Source organism: Exiguobacterium sp. UBA6309, assembly GCF_002439205.1.
Taxonomy (GTDB): Bacteria; Bacillota; Bacilli; order Exiguobacteriales; family Exiguobacteriaceae; genus Exiguobacterium_A.
This window is the reverse complement of sequence record NZ_DJTL01000005.1, coordinates 140,577-164,783: the sequence shown is the minus strand read 5'-3', so window position 1 is coordinate 164,783 and position 24,207 is coordinate 140,577. Positions and strand designations below refer to the sequence as shown.

The 24,207-nt window shown below is 47.1% G+C and carries 22 protein-coding genes and 1 pseudogene; 8 read left to right on the top strand and 15 right to left on the bottom strand.

Features of this window, described 5'->3' with window-relative positions; genetic code table 11:
• Positions 1-212: 212 nt before the first annotated feature.
• The 5 genes from B3M90_RS00955 to B3M90_RS00935 all read right to left on the bottom strand — a co-directional run bounded on the left by B3M90_RS00955 (position 213) and on the right by B3M90_RS00935 (position 3,946).
• Positions 213-1,097 carry an alpha/beta fold hydrolase gene (locus B3M90_RS00955; protein ID WP_214729798.1) on the bottom strand — a complete coding sequence of 295 codons (885 nt, stop codon included), beginning with the start codon at positions 1,095-1,097 and terminating at the stop codon, positions 213-215.
• Positions 1,098-1,116: 19 nt separating this feature from the next.
• Positions 1,117-1,563 (bottom strand): DinB family protein, encoded by a 447-nt coding sequence (locus tag B3M90_RS00950; RefSeq protein ID WP_290782198.1) that lies wholly within the window; start codon positions 1,561-1,563, stop codon positions 1,117-1,119.
• On the bottom strand, positions 1,556-2,074 hold the full coding sequence (locus B3M90_RS00945) for a GrpB family protein (RefSeq protein ID WP_214855569.1): 519 nt from the start codon (positions 2,072-2,074) through the stop codon (positions 1,556-1,558). The genes B3M90_RS00950 and B3M90_RS00945 overlap by 8 nt, the downstream gene beginning before the upstream one ends.
• A 101-nt stretch (positions 2,075-2,175) precedes the next feature.
• Positions 2,176-2,913 carry an acetoacetate decarboxylase gene (locus tag B3M90_RS00940; RefSeq protein ID WP_214855566.1) on the bottom strand — a complete coding sequence of 246 codons (738 nt, stop codon included), beginning with the start codon at positions 2,911-2,913 and terminating at the stop codon, positions 2,176-2,178.
• Between the two features lie 13 nt (positions 2,914-2,926).
• A complete protein-coding gene (locus tag B3M90_RS00935; RefSeq protein WP_290782194.1) occupies positions 2,927-3,946 on the bottom strand; it encodes a ketopantoate reductase family protein in 1,020 nt (339 codons plus the stop codon).
• 101 nt (positions 3,947-4,047) lie between these two features.
• Between B3M90_RS00935 and B3M90_RS00930 the strand changes: the two genes are divergently transcribed.
• Positions 4,048-4,929 carry a LysR family transcriptional regulator gene (locus B3M90_RS00930; RefSeq protein WP_214855561.1) on the top strand — a complete coding sequence of 294 codons (882 nt, stop codon included), beginning with the start codon at positions 4,048-4,050 and terminating at the stop codon, positions 4,927-4,929.
• 38 nt (positions 4,930-4,967) lie between these two features.
• On the opposite strand, the gene B3M90_RS00925 is transcribed toward B3M90_RS00930, so the two are convergent.
• From B3M90_RS00925 to adhE, 3 genes are all read right to left on the bottom strand, one after another.
• Complete coding sequence (locus tag B3M90_RS00925; RefSeq protein ID WP_290782189.1) at positions 4,968-7,682, bottom strand: bifunctional 2',3'-cyclic-nucleotide 2'-phosphodiesterase/3'-nucleotidase; 2,715 nt, start codon at positions 7,680-7,682, stop codon at positions 4,968-4,970.
• A gap of 432 nt (positions 7,683-8,114) precedes the next feature.
• Positions 8,115-9,515, bottom strand: coding sequence for a hypothetical protein (locus B3M90_RS00920; RefSeq protein WP_290782187.1), 1,401 nt, complete (start codon positions 9,513-9,515; stop codon positions 8,115-8,117).
• Positions 9,516-9,707: 192 nt separating this feature from the next.
• Positions 9,708-12,302, bottom strand: coding sequence for a bifunctional acetaldehyde-CoA/alcohol dehydrogenase (gene adhE / locus B3M90_RS00915; RefSeq protein ID WP_290782185.1), 2,595 nt, complete (start codon positions 12,300-12,302; stop codon positions 9,708-9,710).
• A 336-nt stretch (positions 12,303-12,638) separates the two neighbouring features.
• Here adhE and B3M90_RS00910 point away from each other — a divergent pair, with 336 nt between their 5' ends.
• The 5 genes from B3M90_RS00910 to B3M90_RS00890 all read left to right on the top strand — a co-directional run bounded on the left by B3M90_RS00910 (position 12,639) and on the right by B3M90_RS00890 (position 18,019).
• Positions 12,639-13,190: a beta-class carbonic anhydrase gene (locus B3M90_RS00910; protein ID WP_023467896.1), complete on the top strand. Its 552-nt coding sequence runs from the start codon at positions 12,639-12,641 to the stop codon at positions 13,188-13,190.
• A gap of 314 nt (positions 13,191-13,504) precedes the next feature.
• Entirely contained in the window at positions 13,505-14,824 is a 1,320-nt protein-coding gene (locus B3M90_RS00905) for a Na+/H+ antiporter family protein (protein WP_290782200.1), read from the top strand.
• 124 nt (positions 14,825-14,948) lie between these two features.
• Positions 14,949-15,542 carry a DedA family protein gene (locus tag B3M90_RS00900; protein ID WP_035408496.1) on the top strand — a complete coding sequence of 198 codons (594 nt, stop codon included), beginning with the start codon at positions 14,949-14,951 and terminating at the stop codon, positions 15,540-15,542.
• A gap of 59 nt (positions 15,543-15,601) precedes the next feature.
• Positions 15,602-16,486: a hypothetical protein gene (locus B3M90_RS00895; protein ID WP_290782183.1), complete on the top strand. Its 885-nt coding sequence runs from the start codon at positions 15,602-15,604 to the stop codon at positions 16,484-16,486.
• Between the two features lie 165 nt (positions 16,487-16,651).
• Positions 16,652-18,019: an amino acid permease gene (locus tag B3M90_RS00890; RefSeq protein WP_214855545.1), complete on the top strand. Its 1,368-nt coding sequence runs from the start codon at positions 16,652-16,654 to the stop codon at positions 18,017-18,019.
• A gap of 194 nt (positions 18,020-18,213) precedes the next feature.
• On the opposite strand, the pseudogene B3M90_RS00885 reads toward B3M90_RS00890, so the two are convergent.
• The 4 genes and pseudogenes from B3M90_RS00885 to B3M90_RS00870 all read right to left on the bottom strand — a co-directional run.
• Positions 18,214-18,375, bottom strand: a pseudogene (locus tag B3M90_RS00885) (ATP-binding cassette domain-containing protein); the annotation flags it as partial.
• Between the two features lie 106 nt (positions 18,376-18,481).
• Positions 18,482-18,763, bottom strand: coding sequence for a hypothetical protein (locus B3M90_RS00880; protein WP_290782181.1), 282 nt, complete (start codon positions 18,761-18,763; stop codon positions 18,482-18,484).
• A 103-nt stretch (positions 18,764-18,866) separates the two neighbouring features.
• Complete coding sequence (locus tag B3M90_RS00875) at positions 18,867-19,664, bottom strand: transporter substrate-binding domain-containing protein (RefSeq protein ID WP_214855541.1); 798 nt, start codon at positions 19,662-19,664, stop codon at positions 18,867-18,869.
• Complete coding sequence (locus tag B3M90_RS00870) at positions 19,657-20,487, bottom strand: transporter substrate-binding domain-containing protein (protein ID WP_290782179.1); 831 nt, start codon at positions 20,485-20,487, stop codon at positions 19,657-19,659. The genes B3M90_RS00875 and B3M90_RS00870 overlap by 8 nt, the downstream gene beginning before the upstream one ends.
• A gap of 262 nt (positions 20,488-20,749) precedes the next feature.
• On the opposite strand from B3M90_RS00870, the gene B3M90_RS00865 reads away from it, so the two are divergent.
• Positions 20,750-21,388 (top strand): SDR family oxidoreductase, encoded by a 639-nt coding sequence (locus B3M90_RS00865; protein ID WP_290782177.1) that lies wholly within the window; start codon positions 20,750-20,752, stop codon positions 21,386-21,388.
• Positions 21,389-21,447: 59 nt separating this feature from the next.
• On the opposite strand, the gene B3M90_RS00860 is transcribed toward B3M90_RS00865, so the two are convergent.
• The 3 genes from B3M90_RS00860 to B3M90_RS00850 form a co-directional block, all read right to left on the bottom strand.
• Positions 21,448-22,458 carry an ABC transporter permease gene (locus B3M90_RS00860; protein ID WP_290782174.1) on the bottom strand — a complete coding sequence of 337 codons (1,011 nt, stop codon included), beginning with the start codon at positions 22,456-22,458 and terminating at the stop codon, positions 21,448-21,450.
• 70 nt (positions 22,459-22,528) lie between these two features.
• A complete protein-coding gene (locus B3M90_RS00855; RefSeq protein WP_053453045.1) occupies positions 22,529-22,951 on the bottom strand; it encodes a MarR family winged helix-turn-helix transcriptional regulator in 423 nt (140 codons plus the stop codon).
• A 75-nt stretch (positions 22,952-23,026) separates the two neighbouring features.
• Complete coding sequence (locus B3M90_RS00850) at positions 23,027-23,752, bottom strand: nuclease-related domain-containing protein (RefSeq protein ID WP_290782169.1); 726 nt, start codon at positions 23,750-23,752, stop codon at positions 23,027-23,029.
• A gap of 138 nt (positions 23,753-23,890) precedes the next feature.
• Between B3M90_RS00850 and B3M90_RS00845 the strand changes: the two genes are divergently transcribed.
• Positions 23,891-24,196, top strand: a complete 306-nt coding sequence (locus B3M90_RS00845) for a hypothetical protein (RefSeq protein WP_290782202.1) — start codon at positions 23,891-23,893, stop codon at positions 24,194-24,196.
• Positions 24,197-24,207: the final 11 nt, after the last annotated feature.

Below are 24,207 nucleotides of genomic sequence, written 5' to 3'. Positions count from 1 at the left end.
AGTGGCGTGTGACGCGTCATTCGTCATTCTTTGTAGATACTGGCTTTAGAGTCAGCTCCGTCAGATATTCCGAAGCACAAGAAAAGAAACTTTTTTCCGCTCGGAATTTCTTTTTAGGGAAATACAAGCAGGAGCGACCCTGCAACGAAGTGTACCGGCGCGATGCTTGTCCCAGGAAAACGATTCGAGCTAAACGAAAAAGCGTAACCTTACTACTGACTTTGAATCGGTAAATCCCATGTCGAGCCAATCAAATCCGTGATCCGCTCCGCTGCCTCGTGAGAAAATCCGGCGATCGTGTAATGATTCGTATCTGCAATCACATGATACATTCCGTTCGGTAAACTGTCAGCGAACGCAGCGTGAGCCGCATTGATTTGTTCGGTCAATGCCGGGTTCAACCAACTTTCTGGCATACCACCCGCCCAGTTCGAAGCGGACAGGACGAGGACCGGCTGCGTCACGTCTTCGATCAACGAAAGAATCATCTGATTGTTCTCCTCGACCGTTCGCCATTCATCGAGCGTTCCCTGCCAATGCCCAGGTGCCGCAAAATGCTGCCACATCGGTAATTGATCGGCTTCCGGTAAGACACTGAACATCTTTTTGCCGAGACGATCAGGAATCATCCAGGCGATCGGTCGGACGTGACTAAGGAAATAGAGGAATCGATTCCACTCCTCTTGTGTTCGTTCGTACCAGTTCGGCAATGCCGCATCGACATCCGGGTGCGACGGATCAAGCAAGACGATGCCGCGTGTCTCGTCTGCAAACAGGCGTCCACTTGCAAGCGAGATATAAGCTCCGAGCGAGTGACCGATGAAGACATAGGGTCCTTCGACTTGAAGTATCCGTAAAACATCTGCCAACTCATCCGCTTGATGTGTAAAGAGTCGTTTGTTTTTGCCACGACTCGACCGCCCATAACCGAGACGCGAATATTCAAAGACCCGCCCCCGTTTCAATAATTCAGTTCGGAGCCAACCCCACTGATGCCGATTCGACATCATCCCGTGATCGAGGACGAATGTGACGTCCCCACTTCCCGTCAACCGGGTATCAAATCGACCGGCTGATGTTTCGACGATATATTCCATACACTATCCCTACTTCCATTCATTCAAATAACGAGATCTCTAGTTCGTACCCAAGGATGTTCAAGTAATCAAATAACTGGGATCGATGATGATAGAGATGCACGGCTGCTTCGATCGCCCAGCCGTTCATCGAGTCGGTAACTCCCCAGTACGTCGGACGCGTCAAAAATCCGATTGTGACTTTTTCTTGATAGACCCGAAAGGCTTGATTGATTCGCTCTGATAACTGATTGCACATGACCGGTTCCGCATAAAATGCCTGCATCGCTTCTGCCGTTGCTCCTTCTGCGAGCATTAAATCGGCTTCAAGCAATACAGCAAGATGGACGGCGACTTCACCGACGGTCCGCTTCCCGGGGATCGGTTGCGCGTTCCAGTCCTTTGCTTCGATCTTCTCAAACAAGACTTTCGACGTCTTTACACCAATACTGACATGGCGAATGAGAGCACGTTCCCAGTCAGTCATGCGCGTTCCCCCAAGCAATTGCGCGGAGTTCGAGTTCCTTGACGAACGCATCCTTGCCGGCGATATAGGCTTCGATATCGAGCGGATATGTTGTCGCTAATTGTTCCTTTAATGCTCCGTAAGCAGCGGCTTCTTCTGGATGGGTACGTAAGTAATCCCGGAAGACGAGATGACGCATGATTTCTGGATTTCCCGCCGCATAGAGATGGATGTGATGCGTCCGTTCGTCGCCGCCTTTTCGGTAATAGCGGCGTCCCGGCATGCCGAATTCACCCTTCGCTTCGTAACCGAGTGCTTCCATCGGTTCATCAAACTGCTCGATTCCCTCGAGCGCATCGACAACAGGCAGGATATCGATGATCGGTTTTGCCGCGAGTCCTGGAACTGATGTACTTCCCATATGATGGATTTGCTTAAGACGTACTCCGAACACCTCCCGTAATCGGTCCGCTTCTCGCTCGTATTCACTCGCCCATTCTGATTGATACGGTAACACAATGACTTGTCGCATGATCGTCTCCCCCTCTCATCTCAGTATGCCAGTTTTTAGGGTAAAACAAAACGACCATCCGTTTTGGAGGTCGTTTTGCTACATATGATGTTAGAGAAGTGTTAGTCCTTTAGATAATCAAACAGTTTCGCAGGTCCACCGAGTCGGAGATCAGCGATGATATGCTGAGCATCGACGACCTTTCGAACAGGGAAGTCAGCGAGTGGTGCCATGACATGTTCAAACAATTGAAGCCGAGCCGGTCCACGATATGCTTCTTTAATCTCAAGATCCGTGATTTGACTGCGTGTCAGTTCAGAGATGATCAACTCGCCTTGATAACCGCGATGTTGTTTGAGCATGAACTGCGGCGCACCGACAATTGACTGTGCCTCTTCGACTGCCATCGGAACGTATTTGTATCCCATCGTCGCTTGTGCTACGCGGAGCGAATGATAGTCAAGCGTTCCAACGAGTACATCATTGTCGAGATACAATCGGGGTGAACCATACTTCTTCGGAAAAGCAGCTACTTCTCGACCAGAGGCGATCGCCGGCTGATTGTTGACATACATCGATAGGTAGAACTCACCGATTTCCCCTTGATACCGAACCGGAATGACTTGCCCGCACTCAAGATAACTCCCAAGACCTGTGCTATCTGGCATATTGATGATCTCGAACTTGATCTGATTGCTCAGCACCTCAAGCGGTTCCGGTACGACTGCTTGTAACGCTTCGATGTCCGTCTCATAGATGATGTTCAAGTATTCCCGATTCCGAAAGAAGATATCGACTGCCGGAAAGACCGGCGCATTGATCGGCGTCGCGACGACATTTTTTACATCTTCTTGTCTCATCTGAATTCCTCCTTTACGCATTCAATAATGTTTCAAAGCGTGCGACACTTGTTTCAAAATCAGGAACTGTCTTCGCTGCTTGCGCTTCTTCTACGATTTCTTGAATGAGTGAGTTGAACGGTGTTGCGATATCGTACGTCTTGCCGTACATCGTGACGATCCCATTGATGAAACGAATTTCAGTCGGTTGTCCTTTTTGTAAATCCTGCAACATACTCGCTTCTAAGTCGCGTGATCCGTGCATCAATCGTGGTACAGTGATCAATTTTTCATCGATATCGTCTAATGTCGCATAGGCTGCCGGCTCAAACGTACTCATCATTGCGAATGTGATGCCGTGGGCGTGACCGACCTCAACAACTTCCTGCATTGTATGGATTGCTGCCCGTAACAAGATAGGATGATCGAGAACGTCGCCGTACGTACCGTTACACGCAGCGGATAAACCACTGAACGTACTATTGATGACGAGTTTTGACCATTTCGTTCCTGGTAGATTATCAGAGATTTCTGTCCCACCGATGTGATCAAGGATTTCCTTCAGTTGGACGATCCGATCCGTCTTCTTCCCGTCCAGTTCACCGATTTGCATCGCATACGTCTTGAAATGTTCGTAATCTGATGTCAGGCGTGACTCACCTGGTCCGACGTATGTCGCTCCGAACTCGACGGATCCCGCAATGATACGTTCGCTTGGAATCTGTTGTTGAATGAACTCTTCCGGTACACCGTTTTGCAAGGAGACGAGAATGCCGTCTTCCTTCAAGATCGTCCGCACTTTCGCGAGGATCGGTTCATTGTAGACCTGCTTCGTCAGCAATAATATGATATCGTACGTCTCTGTGATGTCATCCGGATGAATGGCATGAACAGCTTGCGTTAAATCCGGACCAATGACGTGTGCCCCTGTTGTGTTCAGCGCCTCGATATGTGCGCGGTTCGTATCAATCAAATCGACATCCGCATACTGTTGACTTAGATAAGCTCCCATGATGGTTCCAAGGGATCCTGCTCCGTAAATTCCGATTTTCATTTCTATCACCTCTGGAATATACGGTATACTAGTTTCATCATAAACAGAAATATATATAATTATATATTTTGATAACCTATAGGTTATGTCAGGAGGATCTCATGGAGCTCTTACATTTAAATTATTTTCGTCACGTCGCTGAGGAATTGAACGTGACGCGTGCTGCCGAACGATTATTCATCAGCCAACCTGCCCTTAGTGCGACGATCAAGAAACTCGAGCGTGAATTGAACACGATATTATTTCATCGAAAAGGCAGAACGATCAGTTTGACTGAAAATGGTCGACTGTTACTTCAGTCTGTCGAAAAAATCGAACACGAGTTGACACGTGTTCAGGAACGAATGGTACGAAACGATGCATCAACGGAAACACCACTCAGTCTTGCCAGTTCACATGGTCGCTTCATCCAATTGATTCTACGGGAGTTTCTTCTTCCACAAACTGCTCCATTGTTCAACTCGGACATCCTCTCGAACCGTGAAATCCTGAGCGGTCTCCTTCATCAAGAATTCCATTTCTCAATCAGCTTCATGGAACTCAAACATCCGCTCATTACGAGTGAACCGATCGTGGAAGAAGATATTGTCATCACGTATCCAGCTTCTTATTCAGAGAAAGAAGCAATTAAGATGCTCTATGCGGATGAAACCGAAACTGCCTTTTTGTTCCCGTCCCACAATAAGGACTACAACCGCTTCATCCAATTGAAGATGGCGGAACTGAATATCTATGCCGATACCACGCACTACATCGATGACGTCTCACTTCAGCTCGCCTTACGCCAGCAACGGTATTACAGCTTTGTTCCTGTTTCCGTCTGTCGCGAGATGGGGCTTCCCTTCATTACGGACGATGTATTTACAGTAAAGTCACGACTCTACATGTCGCATGCGACGAATCAATTGACGGTCGAACAAGCAATCATGTACGAACGCATTAAACTGTTTCTACTTTCGCAACGCGCATATCTAATCAAATAAAAACGGATGCCTGCATATGCAGACATCCGTTTTTCATATTACTTCGTGATGAAGTAGCGTGATTGATCAAGATGATCCTTCGCTGTATAGATGTTGAGTTTATATGAGCCGTTCGTCAATGCCTGACGCATCTTCAGAACGTAGTTCCCGTGCTGGTCCGCCACGTCTTGGGCGATCAATTGGTAACCAGACGCTGTTTTTTGGTAGAGACGGACGATTTGACGTTTTTCGACTTTACCTGTCAACGTCTTTTTGCCTGACCATTTTTTAACCGGGTATGTGTTCTTGATTGTAAACGACGCTTTTTTCATGATTTTGTTCGAGATGTCTGTCGACTTGACTGTGTATGTTCCTGTCGTTAGACCGTTCTTGACCGCGATTTTGAAGCCGCTTGCCGTCGTTTTCGCTTTCGCAATCTTCGTTGATCCTTTGTAGAGGGTGACGTCAAGACCTTCCGTTGCTTTACCGCGGAGGATAGTTGATCCGTAAACTGCTGATTTTTTATCGATTGCCGGTGTCGCAACGACACCTGTTCCGACCGTCACGTTCGTTTCTGTTTTCATGAAGCTGAGTTCTGAGACGATTGTCAACTTGTCACGCAATTTGAGCGGACGTGTCACGACTTCATATTGACCCGCTTCGTTTGCTGTTGCTGTTCCAAGGACTTTATCACCGAGTTTGACCGTGACTTTTGCGCCCGGAACGGCTTGACCTATGACGACTTTCGCACCTGGTTTAACTGCTTTTGCCGAGACCGTGAAGTCTTTCATCGGCACATTCATGTTGAATTTAAGGAACGTACCTGTCTCACCTGGACGTGTTTCACCTGTGTTTGTGATACCTTCATACCGCTTAACGTACGGTGCAGCTGCAACCGCTGAATCAAAGCTGACCGTCATCGGTTTGCTTGCAACGAGTGACCAGTTATCGTCCGCTTTGTAATCAACCGGTTGTTTCGCTTTGATGAAGTCCGAGATGACGTTACGTGTTTCGTAAGCCGATTTGTAGACGATGTTCTTTCCGCCGCCAAGACCTGGGAACGTCGCACTACCAGCGCGATAGTTGTTCGTCGCAACGAGGAATTCTTGATCGTCTGTGATCGCTTTGCCTTTATATTTGATGTTTTGAACACGACTTGCTTCTTTATTGGCGACACCACCGTTATAATCAAATTTTGCCGGTTTCGTGATGTCGATTTCATATGTCAATCCGTCGAGGATATCGAAGTTGTAGCTCCGGAAATCTTTGTTCAACAACTCTGTCTGCTCACCACCAACTTGGTTGAATTGACCGGCAGACATCTCGAGCCAATCTTTGACGTCAGCACCTGTTACTTTGACGACTTCGAGTGTATTCGGATAAACATAGAGATCGGCAACGTTCTTCAGTGCGATCGGTCCCTTTTTGATCAATGTGTAATCGGATGCGTTGACTTGGTTACGACCACCTGTTTTGAATGGTGCACCTGCAGATAACAACGGGAGATCTTTATATTTCGCAAGATCCGCATTTTCTTTGAGTTGTTTCTCGACATACCATTTTTGAGCGTTCGTCACGAACTGAACCGAATCATCGTCTTGCGCGAGGGCAAAGAAGCTCTGGATATCATCATTGATCGTACCGACTTCTTGACGAATATATGCGAGTGTTCCTTCATGCGATTTTTCGATCAACTTGACGGCACCTGCATCTGCTGTCGTGTCTTTCGTCACGTCCGCTAATTTAGCGCCAGATGTATCAACGACCCATTTCCCGTCAACTTGCTTCAATTGAAGATCGATGACACCGACGTTCTTCCCTTGCGTGTTCGCCATGACGACCGGCTTGCCATTGATCAAGCCGTTCGTTGCATCAACGTTTGGTAGTTTATTAAACGCCGAATCAGCTGCCGGGAATTTGCCGTGCTGGTGACCGGTCATCAAGACATCGATGTCTGCGACTTTCGTCAACGCGTAGCCAACGTTCTCATCACCATCTTTTTGATCCGTCGTATCCCCGATACCTGTATGTGCGAGTGCCACGACGACATCTGCGCCAGCATCTTTTAATTTCTTCGCTGTTGCTTTAGCAGTCGGGATGATATCTTCAGCCGTGACTTTCCCCGTCAGGTTCCCCGCATCCCATGCCATGATTTGTGGCGTGACGACTCCGAACACACCCACTTTGACTGTTTTCATGTCACCGTTCTGGTCCTTGACTTGACGTTCGATGATTTGATAGTCTTTTCCATCTTTGTTGTAGTCCGCGACGATTGGCTTTTTCGTGACTGCATCCAATACGTTCGAGTTGACGAACTTGATTGAACCGCTCGAAGCACTCATCGCTGACTTGAGGAAATCAAGACCGAAGTTGAATTCATGGTTTCCAAGCGTGACTGCATCATAACCGAGGTATTCCATCAATTCGTACATCGGATGTTTGCCTTTGTTTCCTTTGTCATACTGATTCTTGACGTAATCACCAAACGGCGTTCCTTGAAGAGTATCTCCGTTATCAAACAAGAAGCTGTTCGTCGCGCCCACTTCCGTTTGTTGCTGTTTGATGACTGTAGCCGCTTTGACGAGACCGATCGTCTCGTCCTGCGCATCCTTGAAATAATCGTAGTTCATTGAGTTCGTATGTAAATCCGTTGTTTCTAAGAAGCGTAACTTGACGACACTGTTGTCGGCAGCAAGTGTCTTGACTTGAACGACTGGTACGAGCATCGGTGCGATCAATGTCGATGCGATGACAAGTTTTGTAGCTTTTTTCATATGTATTTCCCCCCAGGAAGTTTTAACTGCTTCATTAATTTAGCATGGTTCGATTATAGCTAATAGTCCTTTCAAATAGGTCGGACATCCGTCTTATTTAACCTACTTAACCAATTCCAAATACTGGCTTTACATTGTTGATTTTACCTTTACAAATCAGGTTCAATAAAAAAAACGATACATTTCAGGACATGAACCTGAAAACGTATCGTTTATAATTGATGTAGAACGTAATTGTTCATTCTCAACTCCTACAGGAAAAGAAAGCACGTTTTTCGCTTTCGTCAGGGTCAGGTGAGACCCGGTAGACGAAACGTAGTTTAGGATACCGCGGCTTACCTCCCGCCTGTGGAAAGCGAGAATGACAATAACGTTCGTCGTCTCCATTCATGGCAGATCTCCTAGTGGAAGAGCTTCATCACTCCACGTCTCTTAAACCGTTTTGTCGGGCTTCCGCCGGACGACATAACCAAGAATTCCACCAAGTAACGCAAGTCCTGTTGCGAAAAGCACCGTCCATCCTGCCGTCTGTTGAGCGAACTCGAATAAGACGTCACTCCGCCACTTCATCGCGAACTGAACATATGAAGCTTGACTGACGATGAAGCTGATGACACCGATCGCGATCGCAAAAATGAATGGGTCGATGATCGACTTGAAACTCCGGATACTACAGACGAAGTAAATCACAAATGTCACGAGTAACAACACCCAATACGCACTCTCACTTGAGATGTTTGGTGCCGTCGTTCCGGCCGATTCAGCATCAATTGCTTGGATCGTCTGTCGTGCGACACCGAAATCAACAGGATCAAGCTTCAATTGTGTCGCTGATAAATCAGGACGTTCTCCACCGATTAACGTCAGCAATTGTTCCGTCACCCGATTCGTATCAATCCCATCGACAACTTTCTGAATCGAGTCATTGAGCTGTTCCGTTGAAGTCTCCCCGTTTAGCATCGAGACCGGGATTTCCGCATTCGCTCCAAGGACGTCTGCTTGATACACGACTTGTCCACCATGAATCCAGTCATACATCCCTCCACTTCCGGCGTTCAGACTCGCAACGGTCAATGCCGTTCGTAGTGAGGAATCACCGTCATACTCCGCTTCGTCCTGCACCGTAAAGACAAGTTGGAGCGTACTCGCGAACATCAAAATCAGCAAGCTGGCACGTCCGGCAGCTGTCAGACCGGATAACTTTTGCGGGAAAAACGCCATCCAACCAAGCAGACTGACGACGAGAAGTGGTAAGATCCCGCTCATCGCATAGCCGTCTTGTAACGCAAGGAATGGGACACTGTTTCCGCGTCCGGCAAGAACAAACCAGATGATGCCGACCGTTAAAAAGAAACTGACCGATCGAATCGTCCACCCAAGCCGACTTGCCTTAATCCGTAACACTAAAAATAACAGGACGATCAATCCGATACCAAAAACAGAATAAAGCAACGTGCCGTAAGAGACATCGAACGTCAATGGCGCGAGGACTTGTCTTAAGTCAATCCCAAACAACGATAAGACGTCGCCGGCAGAACTTGCATCCAGCACCTGATTGATGATCCCTTCTCGGACTGCGCTCGGCATCGTGATCGACAGCCCACCGACGAACAAAAGCATCAACGAAACAGTGATGTCTGTCTCTTCCCATGTGATATCCGCCTGTTGCATCTGCTTCACGAGATCCTGATAGTCTGAGGATGAGGTGATTTGTGAAGTCAAAAATGCCATCACACCGTAGATGACACCGAAAAAGATGAGACCGATGAGGACGCCATACAGGACGTCCCAGACGGAAAACCGTCGTTGTTTCCTTTCTTGCCTTGACTCCATCCCATTTCCTCCTTTTTATGTCTGATGTTTGAATATTCCTGCTACAACGAAACCAAAAACATCAAATTCATTCAACAGCCATTATATCCCACTTTTTCTCTGACTGTCTCCACTGATTTCCAAAATAAAAACCGACCTCTCAGAGTGAGAAGCCGGTTGAACGATCTTTTGCCATAGTATTTTTTTCTCTATTTAGATGCCTTCGTATGCTTGTTCCATGATCGTCCGTAACTCAGCGACAAGCGGCATCTTCGGATTCGCTGTCGTACATTGATCTTCGAAGGCATCGACTGCCATCTTTTCGAGTTTTGCCTCGAAGTCTGCTTTTTGAATGCCTTGTGCCTTGAATGACATCTTGATGTTGAGACGTTGTCCAAGATCAGCAACGGCTTGAATAAGTGATTCGACCCCTTGTTCTGTCGTTGCTGCCGGAAGACCGAGGTAACGTGCGATGTCGGCATACCGTTCATCGGCGACGAATGATTCGTATTTTGGGAATGCTGCCAGTTTCGTTGGGCGTGACGCATTATAACGAATGACGTGTGGCATCAGGATCGCGTTCGTCCGTCCGTGTGGTGTGTGGAATTCCCCACCGATTTTGTGCGCGATCGAGTGGTTGATTCCGAGGAAGGCGTTCGCGAAAGCCATCCCTGCCATCGTTGACGCATTGTGCACTTTTTCCCGAGCTTCTGCGTCAGATCCGTTCTCGTACGCTCGTGGCAAGTAGTCAAAGATCATCTTGATTGCTTTAAGTGCCAGTCCATCCGTGTAGTCGTTCGCAAGGACCGATACGTATGCTTCTGTTGCGTGTGTCAAGACATCCATTCCGGTATCAGCAGTAATCGAAGCCGGTACAGTCATGACGAATTCCGGATCAACGATCGCGACGTCGGGTGTCAAGGCATAGTCAGCAATCGGGTATTTGACGTTTTTCTCTTTATCCGTGATGACGGTGAACGGTGTCACTTCTGAACCCGTACCCGATGTCGTCGGAATCGCGACGAACTTCGCTTGACGACCGAGTGTCGGGAATTTGTAGGCACGCTTACGGATATCCAGGAATTTTTGACGCAAGTTTGAGAACGTTTCGTTCGGCTGTTCATAGAAGAGCCACATTCCTTTTGCAGCATCCATCGCTGACCCACCACCAAGAGCGATGATCAAGTCGGGTTTGAAGTCACGCATGGCTTGGGCACCTGTCTGAACAGTCGTCACCGATGGATCTGGTTCGACTTGGTCGAAGATTCGGTAACTGACGGACTGTGGCAAGTTTTGAATCACTTTATCGGCATAACCGAACTGTACCATCGTTGGATCGGTGACAATCATGACGCGTGAGACGTCAGTCATTGACCGGAGGTACTGAACGGAGTTCTTTTCGAAGTAGATTTTTTCTGGTACCTTGAACCATTGCATGTTCACGCGTCGTCTCGCCACCTTTTTGACGTTGAGTAAATGTTTCGCAGTCACGTTTTCAGAAACAGAGTTTTTCCCGTATGAGCCGCAACCGAGTGTTAGTGATGGTGTCAACTCGTTATAAAGATCACCGATTCCGCCATGAGCAGATGGACTGTTGACGAGAATCCGGCAGGCTTTCATGCGGAGTCCGAACGCTGTCATCAAATCATCGTTCGTCGTATGAATGACGGCGGTATGACCGAGACCCCCGATTTCAAGCATCTGTTCAGCAATCGAAAACGCTTCTTCGGTGGATGCAACGCGGTACGCACCGAGTACGGGACTGAGTTTTTCATGAGACAGTGGTTCTGCTGCTCCAACGTGCTCGAGTTCCGCGACGAGCATGACCGTCGTTTCCGGAACATCGATCCCAGCTTTTTCTGCAATCCATGTCGCAGGTTTCCCGACGATATCCGCGTTGACGGCACATGTATCGGTTTTGATTACGAGTGATTCGAGGCGTTGTTTTTCTTCCGGTGTACAGAAGTAACAACCGAGTGCTTCCATTTCTGCACGGACCGTTGCATATATTTCTTGGTCAACGATGACGGCTTGCTCAGACGCACAAATCATCCCGTTATCAAACGTTTTTGAGAGAACGAGATCGCTGACTGCCCGTTTGACTTTTGCAGATTGTTCAATGTAGCAAGGAACGTTCCCTGGTCCAACACCGAGTGCCGGCTTACCTGTTGAATATGCTGATTTGACCATTCCTGCTCCACCTGTCGCAAGGACCATGGCGATGTTTTCGTGGTTCATCAAGACTTTCGTTGCTTCAAGTGATGGTTCTTCGACCCATTGAATGCAGTCTTTCGGTGCCCCTGCTTTGATGGCTGCGTCGCGGAGTGTTTTCGCCGCTTCGACGGAACACCGTTGTGCCGACGGGTGGAACGCGAAGACGATCGGGTTGCGGGTCTTGATCGCAATCAATGCTTTGAACATCGTCGTCGATGTCGGGTTCGTGACTGGTGTGACACCACAGACGACACCGACCGGTTCAGCGATATACGTGATGCCGTTTTGTACATCTTCTTCTAAAATCCCGACCGTTTTTTCATGACGTAGACTGTTGTAGATGTATTCTGTCGCAAATATATTTTTAATCATCTTATCTTCAAAGACACCGCGACCTGTCTCTTCTGTTGCGAGACGAGCAAGTTCGACGTGCCGTTCAAGTCCGGCAAGTGCCATATCACGGACGATCGTATCGATTTTTTCTTGATCGAATGTCAATAACTCCTGTAATGCACGTTGTCCTTTTTCAACGATTTGTCCAATTGCTTGTTCGACCGGCGTTGCCGTCGATTTTGTTTTTTCTTTCACAGCCATGAGTGGTTTCCTCCCTGTCGTGGAACGAATCTGAGTTTGATTTGCCAACCATTATGTCAGGAATGCCAAGCTGTTTTTCAATAGTTTGTGCTTTCCTTCACAAATCAATCATAACTCCTTTTTCCTGTTTTGTGCATGACCATCCTGTGAATTCCCTCACATCCTTGGTAACGTTTACATCTATTGCGGATTCTCCTTTTTCATCGTTTTGCTTCATGTACATGGATGTGTGCGATTTGTCACACCTTGCGTTTTCCTGACTTGATAGCCGTTTCATCATCTTGTATTCTGATATGGGGTACATATTAAGAGCTACCACTAAAGGAGGACACTTCAATGTCAGTTGTACAGGAAATGCTAGCCTTCAACGAGCGATTCGTCGCCGAAAAACAGTATGAGCAGTTCGTCTCGGATAAGTTCCCGGATAAAAAGGTCGTCATCCTGACATGTATGGATGCCCGCCTAACAGAACTTCTTCCACACGCACTCGGCCTAAAAAACGGGGATGCGAAGATCATCAAAAATGCCGGTGCTATCCTATCGCACCCATTCGGTTCCGTCATGCGCTCGATTCTCGTCGCGTTGTATGCCCTTGGCGCTGAAGAAGTCGTTGTCATCGGTCACCACGATTGCGGCATGAGCACGATTGATCCTAAACACATGATCAGCGAAATGAAGGATCGAGGTATCGACCAACAGATTCTTCACACGCTTGAAGTATCAGGTGTTGATTTGAACCAATGGTTACGTGGCTTTACGTCAGTTCAGGAGAGTGTCGCCCACTCCGTCAGCCTCGTGAAGAACCACCCATTACTGCCACCTGGTACGAATGTCCATGGACTCGTCATCGACCCAGGGACCGGTAAACTCGACGTCGTCGATTGCTGATTGCTCTCTTATAGAAGAAACTCAAATAGATTCGGGATATTCTACTCCGTCTTAAATTAAAGATGATGTGCCATTTTCTCGTAATGGAGAAGGATGGCACATTTTTTTGTGTAAGCCATTTTCAGTGATCTATATGCTTTTCCCTTCATGCTTCCAGGTATTAAAAAATAAGACTTTTATACAAAGCTAGAAAGCCTATCGTGAAGTCATTTAATACGAGGTCAGACTTTTATCCTTGACAGTGTTTCAACATGGCTGTAAGATACTTTAGTATAGTGCAGCGATAACAAAAGAAAGTGTGGTTTTACCGAATGATTAACGCCGTATTGTTTGCCGTCTTTTTACTATTCATCTTAGCGATCTTCCGCGTCCACATCGTGCTCGCGATGGTCATCAGTGCGTTCGCCGGCGGTCTCGTCGGCGGTCTTGATTTAACGAAAACAACCGAAGCGTTCGCGGGTGGTCTTGGCGACGGAGCCGAAATCGCTCTTAGTTACGCGATGCTTGGTGCGTTTGCCGTCGCCCTCTCGAAAACGGGCTTACCGGATGCTCTCGCTCACGCATTGATCGCACGTTCACGAGGTAACGCAAGTGCCGCATCAGTCAAGAAGTTAAAAGGATTCATCTTGTTCGCGATTCTGTTACTCGCGATCAGTTCACAAAATGCTCTACCGATTCACATCGCCTTCATTCCGATCATCATTCCGCCGCTTCTTGGTCTTTTTTCTCAGTTGAAGATGGACCGACGTCGAATTGCGATCATCATGACATTCGGTCTCGTCACACCGTACATGTTCTTACCGATCGGATTCGGAGACATCTATCTGAATCAGATTTTACTGAAAAACCTGAAAGCTAATGGTCTTGATACGACGGGAGTTTCTGTCATCGAAGCAATGGCGATTCCAGCACTCGGAATGGTCGTCGGTCTCTTGATCGGTCTGTATACGTACCGGAAAGAGCGGACGTATGAAATTCGTGATATCGCCCCGGACGACTATGAAATCCCGGTCATTACGAAATCGAAACTTGTTCTAAGTGGTATCGTCGTCATCGCGACACTGATCGTTCAACTGCAGACGGAATCAATGATTCTTGCTGCATCGACGGGACTCATCCTCTTCTTGTTGCTTCGTCTCGTTCGATTCAGTGAAGCAGATGACGTCATCACGCGTGGTATGCGGATGATGTCATTCATCGGTTTTGTCATGATCTCAGCGAACGGATTCTCGAATGTCTTGCGTGAGACGGGTGATATCGAACCGCTCGTTGAGAACTCAAAAGCATTGATGGGCGACTCCCAACTTGTTGCCGCGTTCGTCATGCTCTTGATCGGTCTTCTCGTCACGATGGGCATTGGATCAAGTTTCTCAACTGTTCCAATCATCGCTGCGATCTTCGTTCCACTTTGCATCCAGTATGGCTTCAGCTTAGAAGCGACGGTTGCGATCATCGGGACAGCAGGTGCTCTTGGTGACGCTGGTAGCCCCGCGTCAGACTCGACGCTTGGACCTACGAGTGGTTTGAATGCCGATGGTCAGCACGATCATATGCGAGAAACCGTCATTCCGACGTTCTTGCACTACAATATTCCGTTGCTCATCTTCGGTACGATTGCTGCGGTCGTGTTATAAAAACAAGACGGATTCGCTATCATGGTGGATCCGTCTTTTTAATTGTCTCCGTTTTTTTCCTTTTCATTTGATCTTCGGTTCTCTAAAATAAAGGAATGTACTGATTACAAAGGAGTTGTCTTTCGTGTTATCTCAAATCGTCAACCAGATTTTACTTTCACTTGCCGATCTCGGATATTTCGGTATCGCCCTCGGGTTGATGATTGAAATCATACCGAGCGAAATCGTTCTCTCATACGGCGGATTCATGATTTCTCAAGGAACGATTAGCTGGCCACTCGCTGTCGTCGCCGCCGTCATTGGCGGATTGTTGTCGCAATTGTTCTTATATTGGTTTGCTCGCTATGGCGGTCGTCCATTGATCTTGAAGTACGGAAAGTATGTCCTGATCTCTGAACATCATCTGGATTTAGCTGAACGCTGGTTCTTGAAATACGGTCAAGGTGTCATCTTCGGAGCTCGCTTCATTCCTGTCGTCCGCCATGCCATCTCGATTCCAGCTGGTCTTGCGAAAATGGATCAAACGAAGTTTTCGCTCTACACGGTTCTTGCCATCATTCCATGGTCAATCTTGTTCCTCTATCTTGGAGAAACACTCGGAACGAACTGGCGCTCGATCAAGGAAGTCGCTGCACCATATACGAATGGTGTTTTGATTGCTGCCGTCGCCTTAATTATCGTCTATTTCTTCTATAAACGCCGTCAACGGTCGGTTTAACTCATTAAGCAGTCTGTCTGTCGACGGACTGCTTTTTACAACAGACAGGAGGTCGTGCCATGCTCACATACCCGCTCGCCCATTTCCCGCTACGTCGTTTGACCGCATCCTATCGTTCTGGAAGCCCGGTCGCAACTGGCATCACTGTCGACGGACATATTTTAATCGTTGAAGAATCGATTGATGAATTTCGTGAAACACAGATCCTCTCCATTCATCAACTGAAGGATGACTGGCGAAAGACGACGATCGTCGAAAGAAACGACATCGACTTTTCCCTCGTTGATCGTTTTCCAGACGGACGGCTGTTACTCGTCGCTTCTCGTTGTGATGATGATATCGACGGCACATGGTTGCCAAACGCCTTTATCTACGATCCTCAAGGTCAGTTACTGAATAGCTTTTGTTTAGACGACGGGATTCAAAATATGCAAATCGACGAACAAGGTTGGATTTGGGTCAGTTATTTTGATGAAGGTGTCTATGCCGATGCCGTCACGAGTTCGAATGGTGCTTTCGGTCTGGTCGCTTTTGACGATACAGGTGAAGTGCAGTATAAGAATCGGCAATATCCGATTGATGATTGTTATGCTCTGAATGTCTGTTCATCAACAGAAGTCTGGTTCTTCTACTACTCCGATTATCGTTTCGTCCGTATTAATCAAGAGGACGATCTCGTTTGTGAGGCTCCTACGATCGCCTTTTCTCAGTTCGCTCGGTACAATGACCATCTACTTGCTGCATACTCTGATGACATACAATTACTTGAACGAAATGGAACACGTTTTAAGGGCATTCGTTCGATTCGTTTCATGACCGAACAAGGAAATTCCCTGTCAGGCGATCTTACAATGCGTGATGATTTGATCGTCTTAGCAACTGCTGAGCATCTGTATGTCGGGAGATTAGGTCAACAACTTGACACTCTATTAATGGGCGAATGAAAGCTGTTACATATTTGTTTCATGAATATCTGATTATTGAAAACTCTATTTCAAATTTTCAAAAAGACTAGCCGTGCCCTATCTGAGGATAGTATACTCAGCCTTATAGTTCTTACGACAAGTTGTCTGAACATTATGACGTCACAGATTTTTTTGGGGGAAACGATGAGTTCGAATTTGAAACGAGATTTAACAGCACGACAGGTACAAATGATTGCGCTCGGAGGAACGATTGGTGTTGGTCTCTTCCTCGGGGCGTCAAGTACGATCGCTTGGACAGGACCATCAGTCTTACTTGCGTACATGCTAGCCGGAGTTTTTATCTTTTTCATCATGCGGGCACTCGGCGAGATGGTCTACACCCATCCGCACAGTGGATCGTACGCAAAGTTCGCAAACGATTATATCCATCCAGCTGCTGGTTTTTTAACAGCAAGCAGCAACATCTTCAACTGGGTCGTCGTCGGGATGAGTGAAGTCATCGCCGTTGGAACGTACTTACGCTTCTGGTGGCCTGAACTACCAACATGGATTCCAGGGGTCGTCGTCATCATTCTCTTGACGCTCGCAAACCTTGCTTCCGTCAAAATGTTCGGTGAACTCGAGTTTTGGTTCGCTTCGATCAAGATACTGACGATTCTTCTGATGATCGTCGCTGGATTCGGCATTATTTTCTTTGGACTAGGGAATGGCGGAAATCCAGTCGGTCTTTCGAATCTTTGGGCAAACGGCGGCTTTTTCACAAACGGTTTCACCGGTTTCTTCTTTGCCCTCTCGATCGTCTTCGCCTCTTACATCGGTGTCGAGTTGATTGGAGTCACGGCTGGGGAAACAAAAGATCCAGAGAAAAACATCACGAAGGCGATCAATGGTGTCGTCTGGCGGATTTTGATTTTCTACGTTGGAGCGATTTTCATCATCGTCACGGTGTATCCATGGAACGAATTATCCGATCTTGGAAGTCCATTCGTTGCGACATTCGCCAAGGTCGGTGTGACGATTGCTGCTGGCATCATTAACTTCGTCGTCATCACGGCCGCTTTATCCGGTTGTAACTCAGGAATCTTCAGCGCCAGTCGGATGATCTATGCATTAGCGGAAAAAGGGCAGATGCCGTCTTTCTTCTTAAAGATCAATAAACGTGGGATTCCGCTCTATACAGTTCTAGCCATTTCAATCGGGATTTTCTTTGGTGTCATCCTCGATATCATTCTCCCGCACGTTCTCGGAAAGGATACGAACATCTTCGTTTATGTCTACAGCGCTTCGGTACTACCAGGGATGGTGCCGTGGTTCGCGATATTAATCAGTCATATCCGTTACCGAAAAATCGAAAGTGAACGGACAGCCTCGCATCCGTTCAAAATGCCAGGTGCGCCGGTGACGAACTATCTATCGATCTTCGCGCTGATCACAGTACTCGTCGGCATGCTGTTTAATGACGAGACACGCGTCTCAATCTTAATCGGAATCGCCTTTTTGATTTTAAGTACGATCTACTACATCGTAAAAGTACCGAAAATCGAAAAATAAAACTGTTGTACTCCTCTCATGACACAATGAGAGGAGTTTTTTTCATTCACTGTATTTTTATTTTGACGTCACATATTATTCATGGTATTCGTGATTTCCCGAACGTCTAAAAACAAACAATTTAACGACAGAAAGGAGAGATGAAATATGAACGGATTCAATCGTTTCCTGCTCGTCCTAATCGGTATTCTCAGTTTAATCAGCGTCGTCAGCATCTGAACAGTCGTCGATTTCCCGGCACCGTTTGATCCAAGAAAGGCGAAGATTTCCCCTGCTTGCACGTCAAAGGAAATCCCTTTGACGACATCCTTTCCATCGTACGTCTTCGTCAAGTTCACGACATGAATCATCTTCATTCCTTCTTTCCATGAATTCAAAGTCATGTCCAAGATTTTCCTATTTTATCTGTTCGAAAAATCAAAAAAGACACCTGAATCGGTGCCTCGATTCAATCACTAACGATTACGCTACAATCTGGTATACACCATATACGGCACCTGCAGACAAGGCAAGCGTTACGACTACCGACACCAGCATCATCTTAAACTTAACTCCTTTTAAGCGAACGGCTCGCGCTAACACGAGACTAAACGATAGTACCGCGCCACTCGTAAATACAAGTGCTCCAGCAAACAATAACGTAGGATTAATCCAAACATCTCCGATGACGAGCCATGTGTAAGTGACACAGGCTAAAAGAGCGGTCATGATGAGCCATTGTTTCGATGTTCTCTTTTTCAACATATCGGTTTCCTCCTGGTTTGCTTCTACATACTTGTTCGACTTTTCCCATCAGATTCCTGTCATTAAAAAATCGTGCCTCCTGCTATCAGGAGGCACGATCCACTTATGACGCCACTTGCCATTTCTCTTTTAATTGCTCCATCTCTTCCTGTCCTTCGTACGACTGCATCCAGAGGTTAAAGACATCGACGACGTCCGCTTCTGACTCCCGGACGAGGTAGCTTTTCTCCGCCGGAATCCACTTTTCTTGAATTCTTGGTGCCGCGAGTCGTTGATCGAGTGCTTCATAATGAATCGCCTCGACCGTATCAGTGATCATGACATCAACTTCACCTGAGGCAACCGCATGCGGGATGTCGAGGTTTTGCTCATACATGACGATGTTCGCCTTCGTAAACGTCTTGCGGACGAATTGTTCATTCGTTCCGCCTGGATTTAGACCAATCGTCACGTCCGGTCGATTGATCTGTTCAATCGAAACGAGGCGTCCGGCATCTTCTTTACGGACGAGCGGTGTCTTTTGGAATGACAGGTAACTTGACGTGAAGTCGCCAATGATCTCGCGCTCGATGTTTTTCGTCACTCCCCCGACGACCATATCGAATTTCCCGCTAGCGAGATCAGCAGACAGCGTCGGCCATGTCGTCGGGACGAACTCCACATCGATGCCGGTCGTCTTCGCGAAAGAACGGATCACTTCGATATCGAATCCTTCGTACTCGTTCGTCTTCCGGTTCAAGTAGGTGAATGGTTTATAATCGCCGGTCGTTCCGACGACGATTTTTTTCGTCGCAAAGACGTTCTTTGCTTGTACACGTCGTGGTTGCTCCGTTTGCCAAAGTGTTAGTAAGCTGGCAAACAAGACGCCACCTCCGACGACGATCCATCCCCATTTACTCATGTGCTCCCGCTCCTTTCGCTCCGACCGTCTCCCGCGTCGAGACGATGTTCCATATTTTCTTTAGTTGTTCAACCTGTTCTTGCCCCTCTGCACTTTCAATCCAGACCCGGAAAACATCTCCAAGCTGTTTTTGGTCCGGTTTCATCAAATACGCCATCTCGGCTGCTTCCCATGCTTCAGTGAGTTTGGGCACCGCAAGATTCAGTTCTGTTGCGTAATGCAACGCTTCGATGTCGTCTGTTACCATGACGTCGACTTGACCGCTTTGGACGGCTTTTGGAATGTCCAAGTTGTTCTCAAAGACGGTCACATTCGCCTTCGGGAAATGCTTCTTCACGAACGCCTCGTTCGTCCCACCCGGATTGACACCGATTTTGACGGATGGATCATTGATTGCATCAAGCGAATTCAAGCGTTCGACATCTTCCTTCTTTACGAGCGGTGCTTTTTGAAAGGAGAAATACGACGATGTAAAGTCTCCGACGACCTCGCGCTCGACTTTCTTCGTGATGCCACCGACAGCGATATCAAACTTCCCTGATTTCGTATCTTCCGATAATGTCGGCCATGTCGTCTTGACGAACGTCACGTCAAGATCCGCTGCTTTGGCGAACGCTTGGATGACATCGATATCAAAGCCTTGATAACGATTCCGTTCCTCGTTCCAGTATGTAAAGGGCTTATAATCCCCCGTCGTCCCGACGACCAGCTTGTGGTCTTCGAAGATGTCATGTGCTTCGGCATCCGTCTGTTGATTCCAGATCATCCAAGCGGCAACGCCTGTCAGGACAAGTCCAGCTAATAGCCATGGTTTCTTTCTCATCGTATCTCTCCTTTCTGTTTCGTCGTTGCCCATTCTCCGAATATTGCCACAATTTAACCTAAACGATTTTCGGTGTGGGTAATAGTCATTATCCTACCACACATACACGTGATTTCAAGATAATTTGACGATTTTATGCATAAAAGTGTTAAAAAGATGTTTTGATGACGGTTACAGTTCCATAAGTCGTCTCTTTACAGAATCCCCTCGTCTTTTCCATACTGAAACAGAATCATCAAATCGTGGAATGGAGGAATGGAACATGAGTCAGATTTTCATCATTGGTGCAAATGGTAAAGTAGGTCGTCACGCTGCTCGCTTACTGCAGGATTCGGAGCACGATGTCAAAGTAGGATTACGTTCCAAGGACCAATTCAGTGATTTTGAGAAACTCGGTCATACCCCGGTCTACCTTGATCTTGAAGACGATGTCGCGACAATCACGGAAGCATTACAAGGATCAGATGTCGTTATCTTTACCGCAGGATCAGGTGGTCATACAGGAGCGGACAAAACGATGCTGATTGATTTCGACGGTGCCGTCAAATCGATTGAAGCAGCGGAAGCAATCCATGCGAAACAGTTCATCATGGTCAGTGCCTTGAATGCCGATTCGCCAGAAACATGGTCCGACAGCATGAAGCCGTATTACATCGCGAAACGTTATGCGGATCGTGTCCTGAAGGAATCATCACTTAACTATACGATTCTTCGTCCAGGTGGACTGTCGGATGAAGCCGGAACAGGAAACGTCACGACGGATCCGTCCGAGCAAGCGACTAAAAAAATTCCACGCGAGGACGTCGCCCGTGTTATTTTAGCTGCGATCGGTCATGATAAAGCATCGAAACAAGTCGTCACACTACTCGAAGGTGACACACCAATCAACGAGTTGTTCTAATACAAAAGCTCACGTCTCGGAAATTGAGACGTGAGCTTTTTTTGAAACTATACTTTTTCTCAAGCCATGGCTTGCTGCCTAACGCCCTCTCTTTTCCAGACTGTAATGAGACACGTCACCAAGAAACTACCAACAAATAGTAAGGATAGATGAAGGACTTGCGTCCCGACTGATCCATCCATGAATAATAATCGACCGAAACCAGAGACGGCATTTGGAACAGGCAGGAACGTTCCGAGTGATTGATAAAATGGTGCCAGCATCTTCGCTGGAACAATGTTTCCTGCGGTCATTAACTGGAACGGGATCAATGCGACATTAACGAGTGGAGCAATCGGACCAAATAAGGCAAAGTTCATCTGTGTGACAGCGATACAGGTCGCAACGACGAGGAGCTCGAACGCCCACAATTTGATGAATGGCGTATTGATATCTGTCAGTAGATGCGCCATTGAGACGAGGAGCAATGGTACGACAAGTAAGACGATGCCGTGCAGTAGTTGTCGACTCCAGAAAAGATCCCATTTTGTGTGACGACTCTTTAAAATCGTACTGACGAGATTGAATTGTATCCCCATCGTCATCGTCGCGATGTAAATGACAAATCCGAGAACGAGCGGAAGCATTGATAAAGCAAAATCCGAGACGGCATGTTCCGTAACGATTGACGTCGTGAACGTCGGCTCTCCATTCAACTGTTTGCTGATCGTTTCCGTTGCTCTCTCGAGGATTGCATTTGCGAATTCCGCATTCGTCTGACTGACGTGTGCTGTCAATCGATGCGTTGCATCATCTTTTTGTAAGACGAGATCGACTTCATTCGCATCAAGTGCTTGCAACCCTTTTGTTTCTGTTGCAACCGTCTGAACCGTGAACGGTGCTTGTTGCAACGACTGGATGAACGGATCATTCGCTTCTGCGACGACCCCGACATTTAATTGATCAAGACGTTCCGTCGTTCCTTGGTAACCCGTCATCCAGACAACGAGGAACACGAGCGGGACGACGATTGCGAAGACGAGCCCGACTTTCGTTTGTGTCATTGACCAGACATCTTTCCATGCTTTCATGTTTCTATCTCCTTTTTTATATGCATTACTTATAATATCATGTGCAACTATATATCCGAGAGAAAACCATTCACGTCACATTCCGGTGAATGGTCTCGAGTGTTTCCTTCAATTGCTCGATTTGCTGTCGCGATAATCCACGGAACGCTTCGAGCTGTAGCTGATCGAGCTCTGGTCCGAGGCGATCGACGATGTCGCGTCCTTCTCGTGTCATCAAGAGTAGAACCGCTCGTCGGTCCCGAGGATCTGGCGTTCGAACGATCAGCTCTTTTTTTCCTAGCTTATCAAGAATCTTACCAATCGTCGTTTGATCACGTTCTGTCACAAGTGCTAGTTGCTTTTGCGAAACACCATCTTGTTTTGCGAGTTCGCTCAGGACAGAAAATTGTTCCGGCGTCAGTCCGAATGCTTCCATCCGTTTAGCAGCGGCACGTTTGAATGCGTAATAACTACGGGATAATTGCATCCCGAGTGACCATTCCGATTCCTTCATCCCATCATCTCCATATAGTTGCACTACTTATTATTCATTCACTATACCTGAAGGAGAATGAGCTCGTCAACGGTCTCATTTTGCCTGTCGTTGACGAATCCCATCGATATGCGCTTGTTGCGTGGCACGATCGACTTGTGAATGAACCCCGAGTTTCCCTGCAATCGTATCAACTTGACTCGGTGTCAACGGCTTTTCTGTCGCGAGTTGCTCGATCGTCTTACGTAAGACATTTCGTTTCAAGACACGGACATGCGCTGAATCGACCGTGATTTTTTTGAGTTCGCAGCGTTCGCTGAAAACGATCAAGGAGTGAAAGAGTGCAGGATCCGTTCCTTCCAAGAAGCGTTGCATGCTTTTGAGATGCCCTTCATTTTGTTTGATCGGATTATAAAACCGTTGTTTGAAGCGATTCTGGAACTGCTGCGTCCACTGACGGTCCTGCTCGCGTCCAAAAATCCAGCCGCTGTAGTTTTTCGATTCGAGTACATAGATGCCACTTTCATGAATGAACGTCACATCGATTTCTGTCGTACCTTCACCGCGTGCACGTGGTAAGTATGTATTAAAGACATACGTGCCGTATCCGGACACTTGATCGAGTTGACGTGTCGTCAAGTACTCGCCCCATTTTCCTTTATCACGAACGATCCGTAAAAACGGCTCGCGTGTCAGTCGGTAATACCGGCTATTGTGATATGAACTTCGTTTGACGAAGAAGAACAAACCGAACGTTCCGAAGAAGAACAGCACCATGAGCAGTCCAACTTGAATCAAGAATGGCAAAAATGTCACTAACACATTGTCCACTAAATTAATCTCCCTTCCATATTAACCTTTATTTTCCACTATATCAGCATAATCAATTTCTACATCATTTTCCACTATTTGTTATGATTCACCTTCTATGGTACGGTGGAACAAAGGAAGGTGTTCTCCATGGATTCTGTCGTCACGTTCGCACCACTAATCGTCTTATTCTTCATCTGGATGTCCTTATCTCAAAAAGCAGACGAAGCGAAACGCCGCCAACAAACGATTCTGAAGAAGCTACAACGGATCGAAGAGCACCTCGGTCTGAATGATGTGTCACTAGAAGAAGCAGCGTTACAAGTCGAACTGGTTCAGTTGCTTCATGAAGGAAAGACGGTTGAAGCTGTCAAACGCGTTCGAGAGACGCTCGGATCGTCTTTGCTCGAAGCAAAACAATACGTCGATCAACTAAAAAGCGAGCACGGAATATGATCAAAAAGACC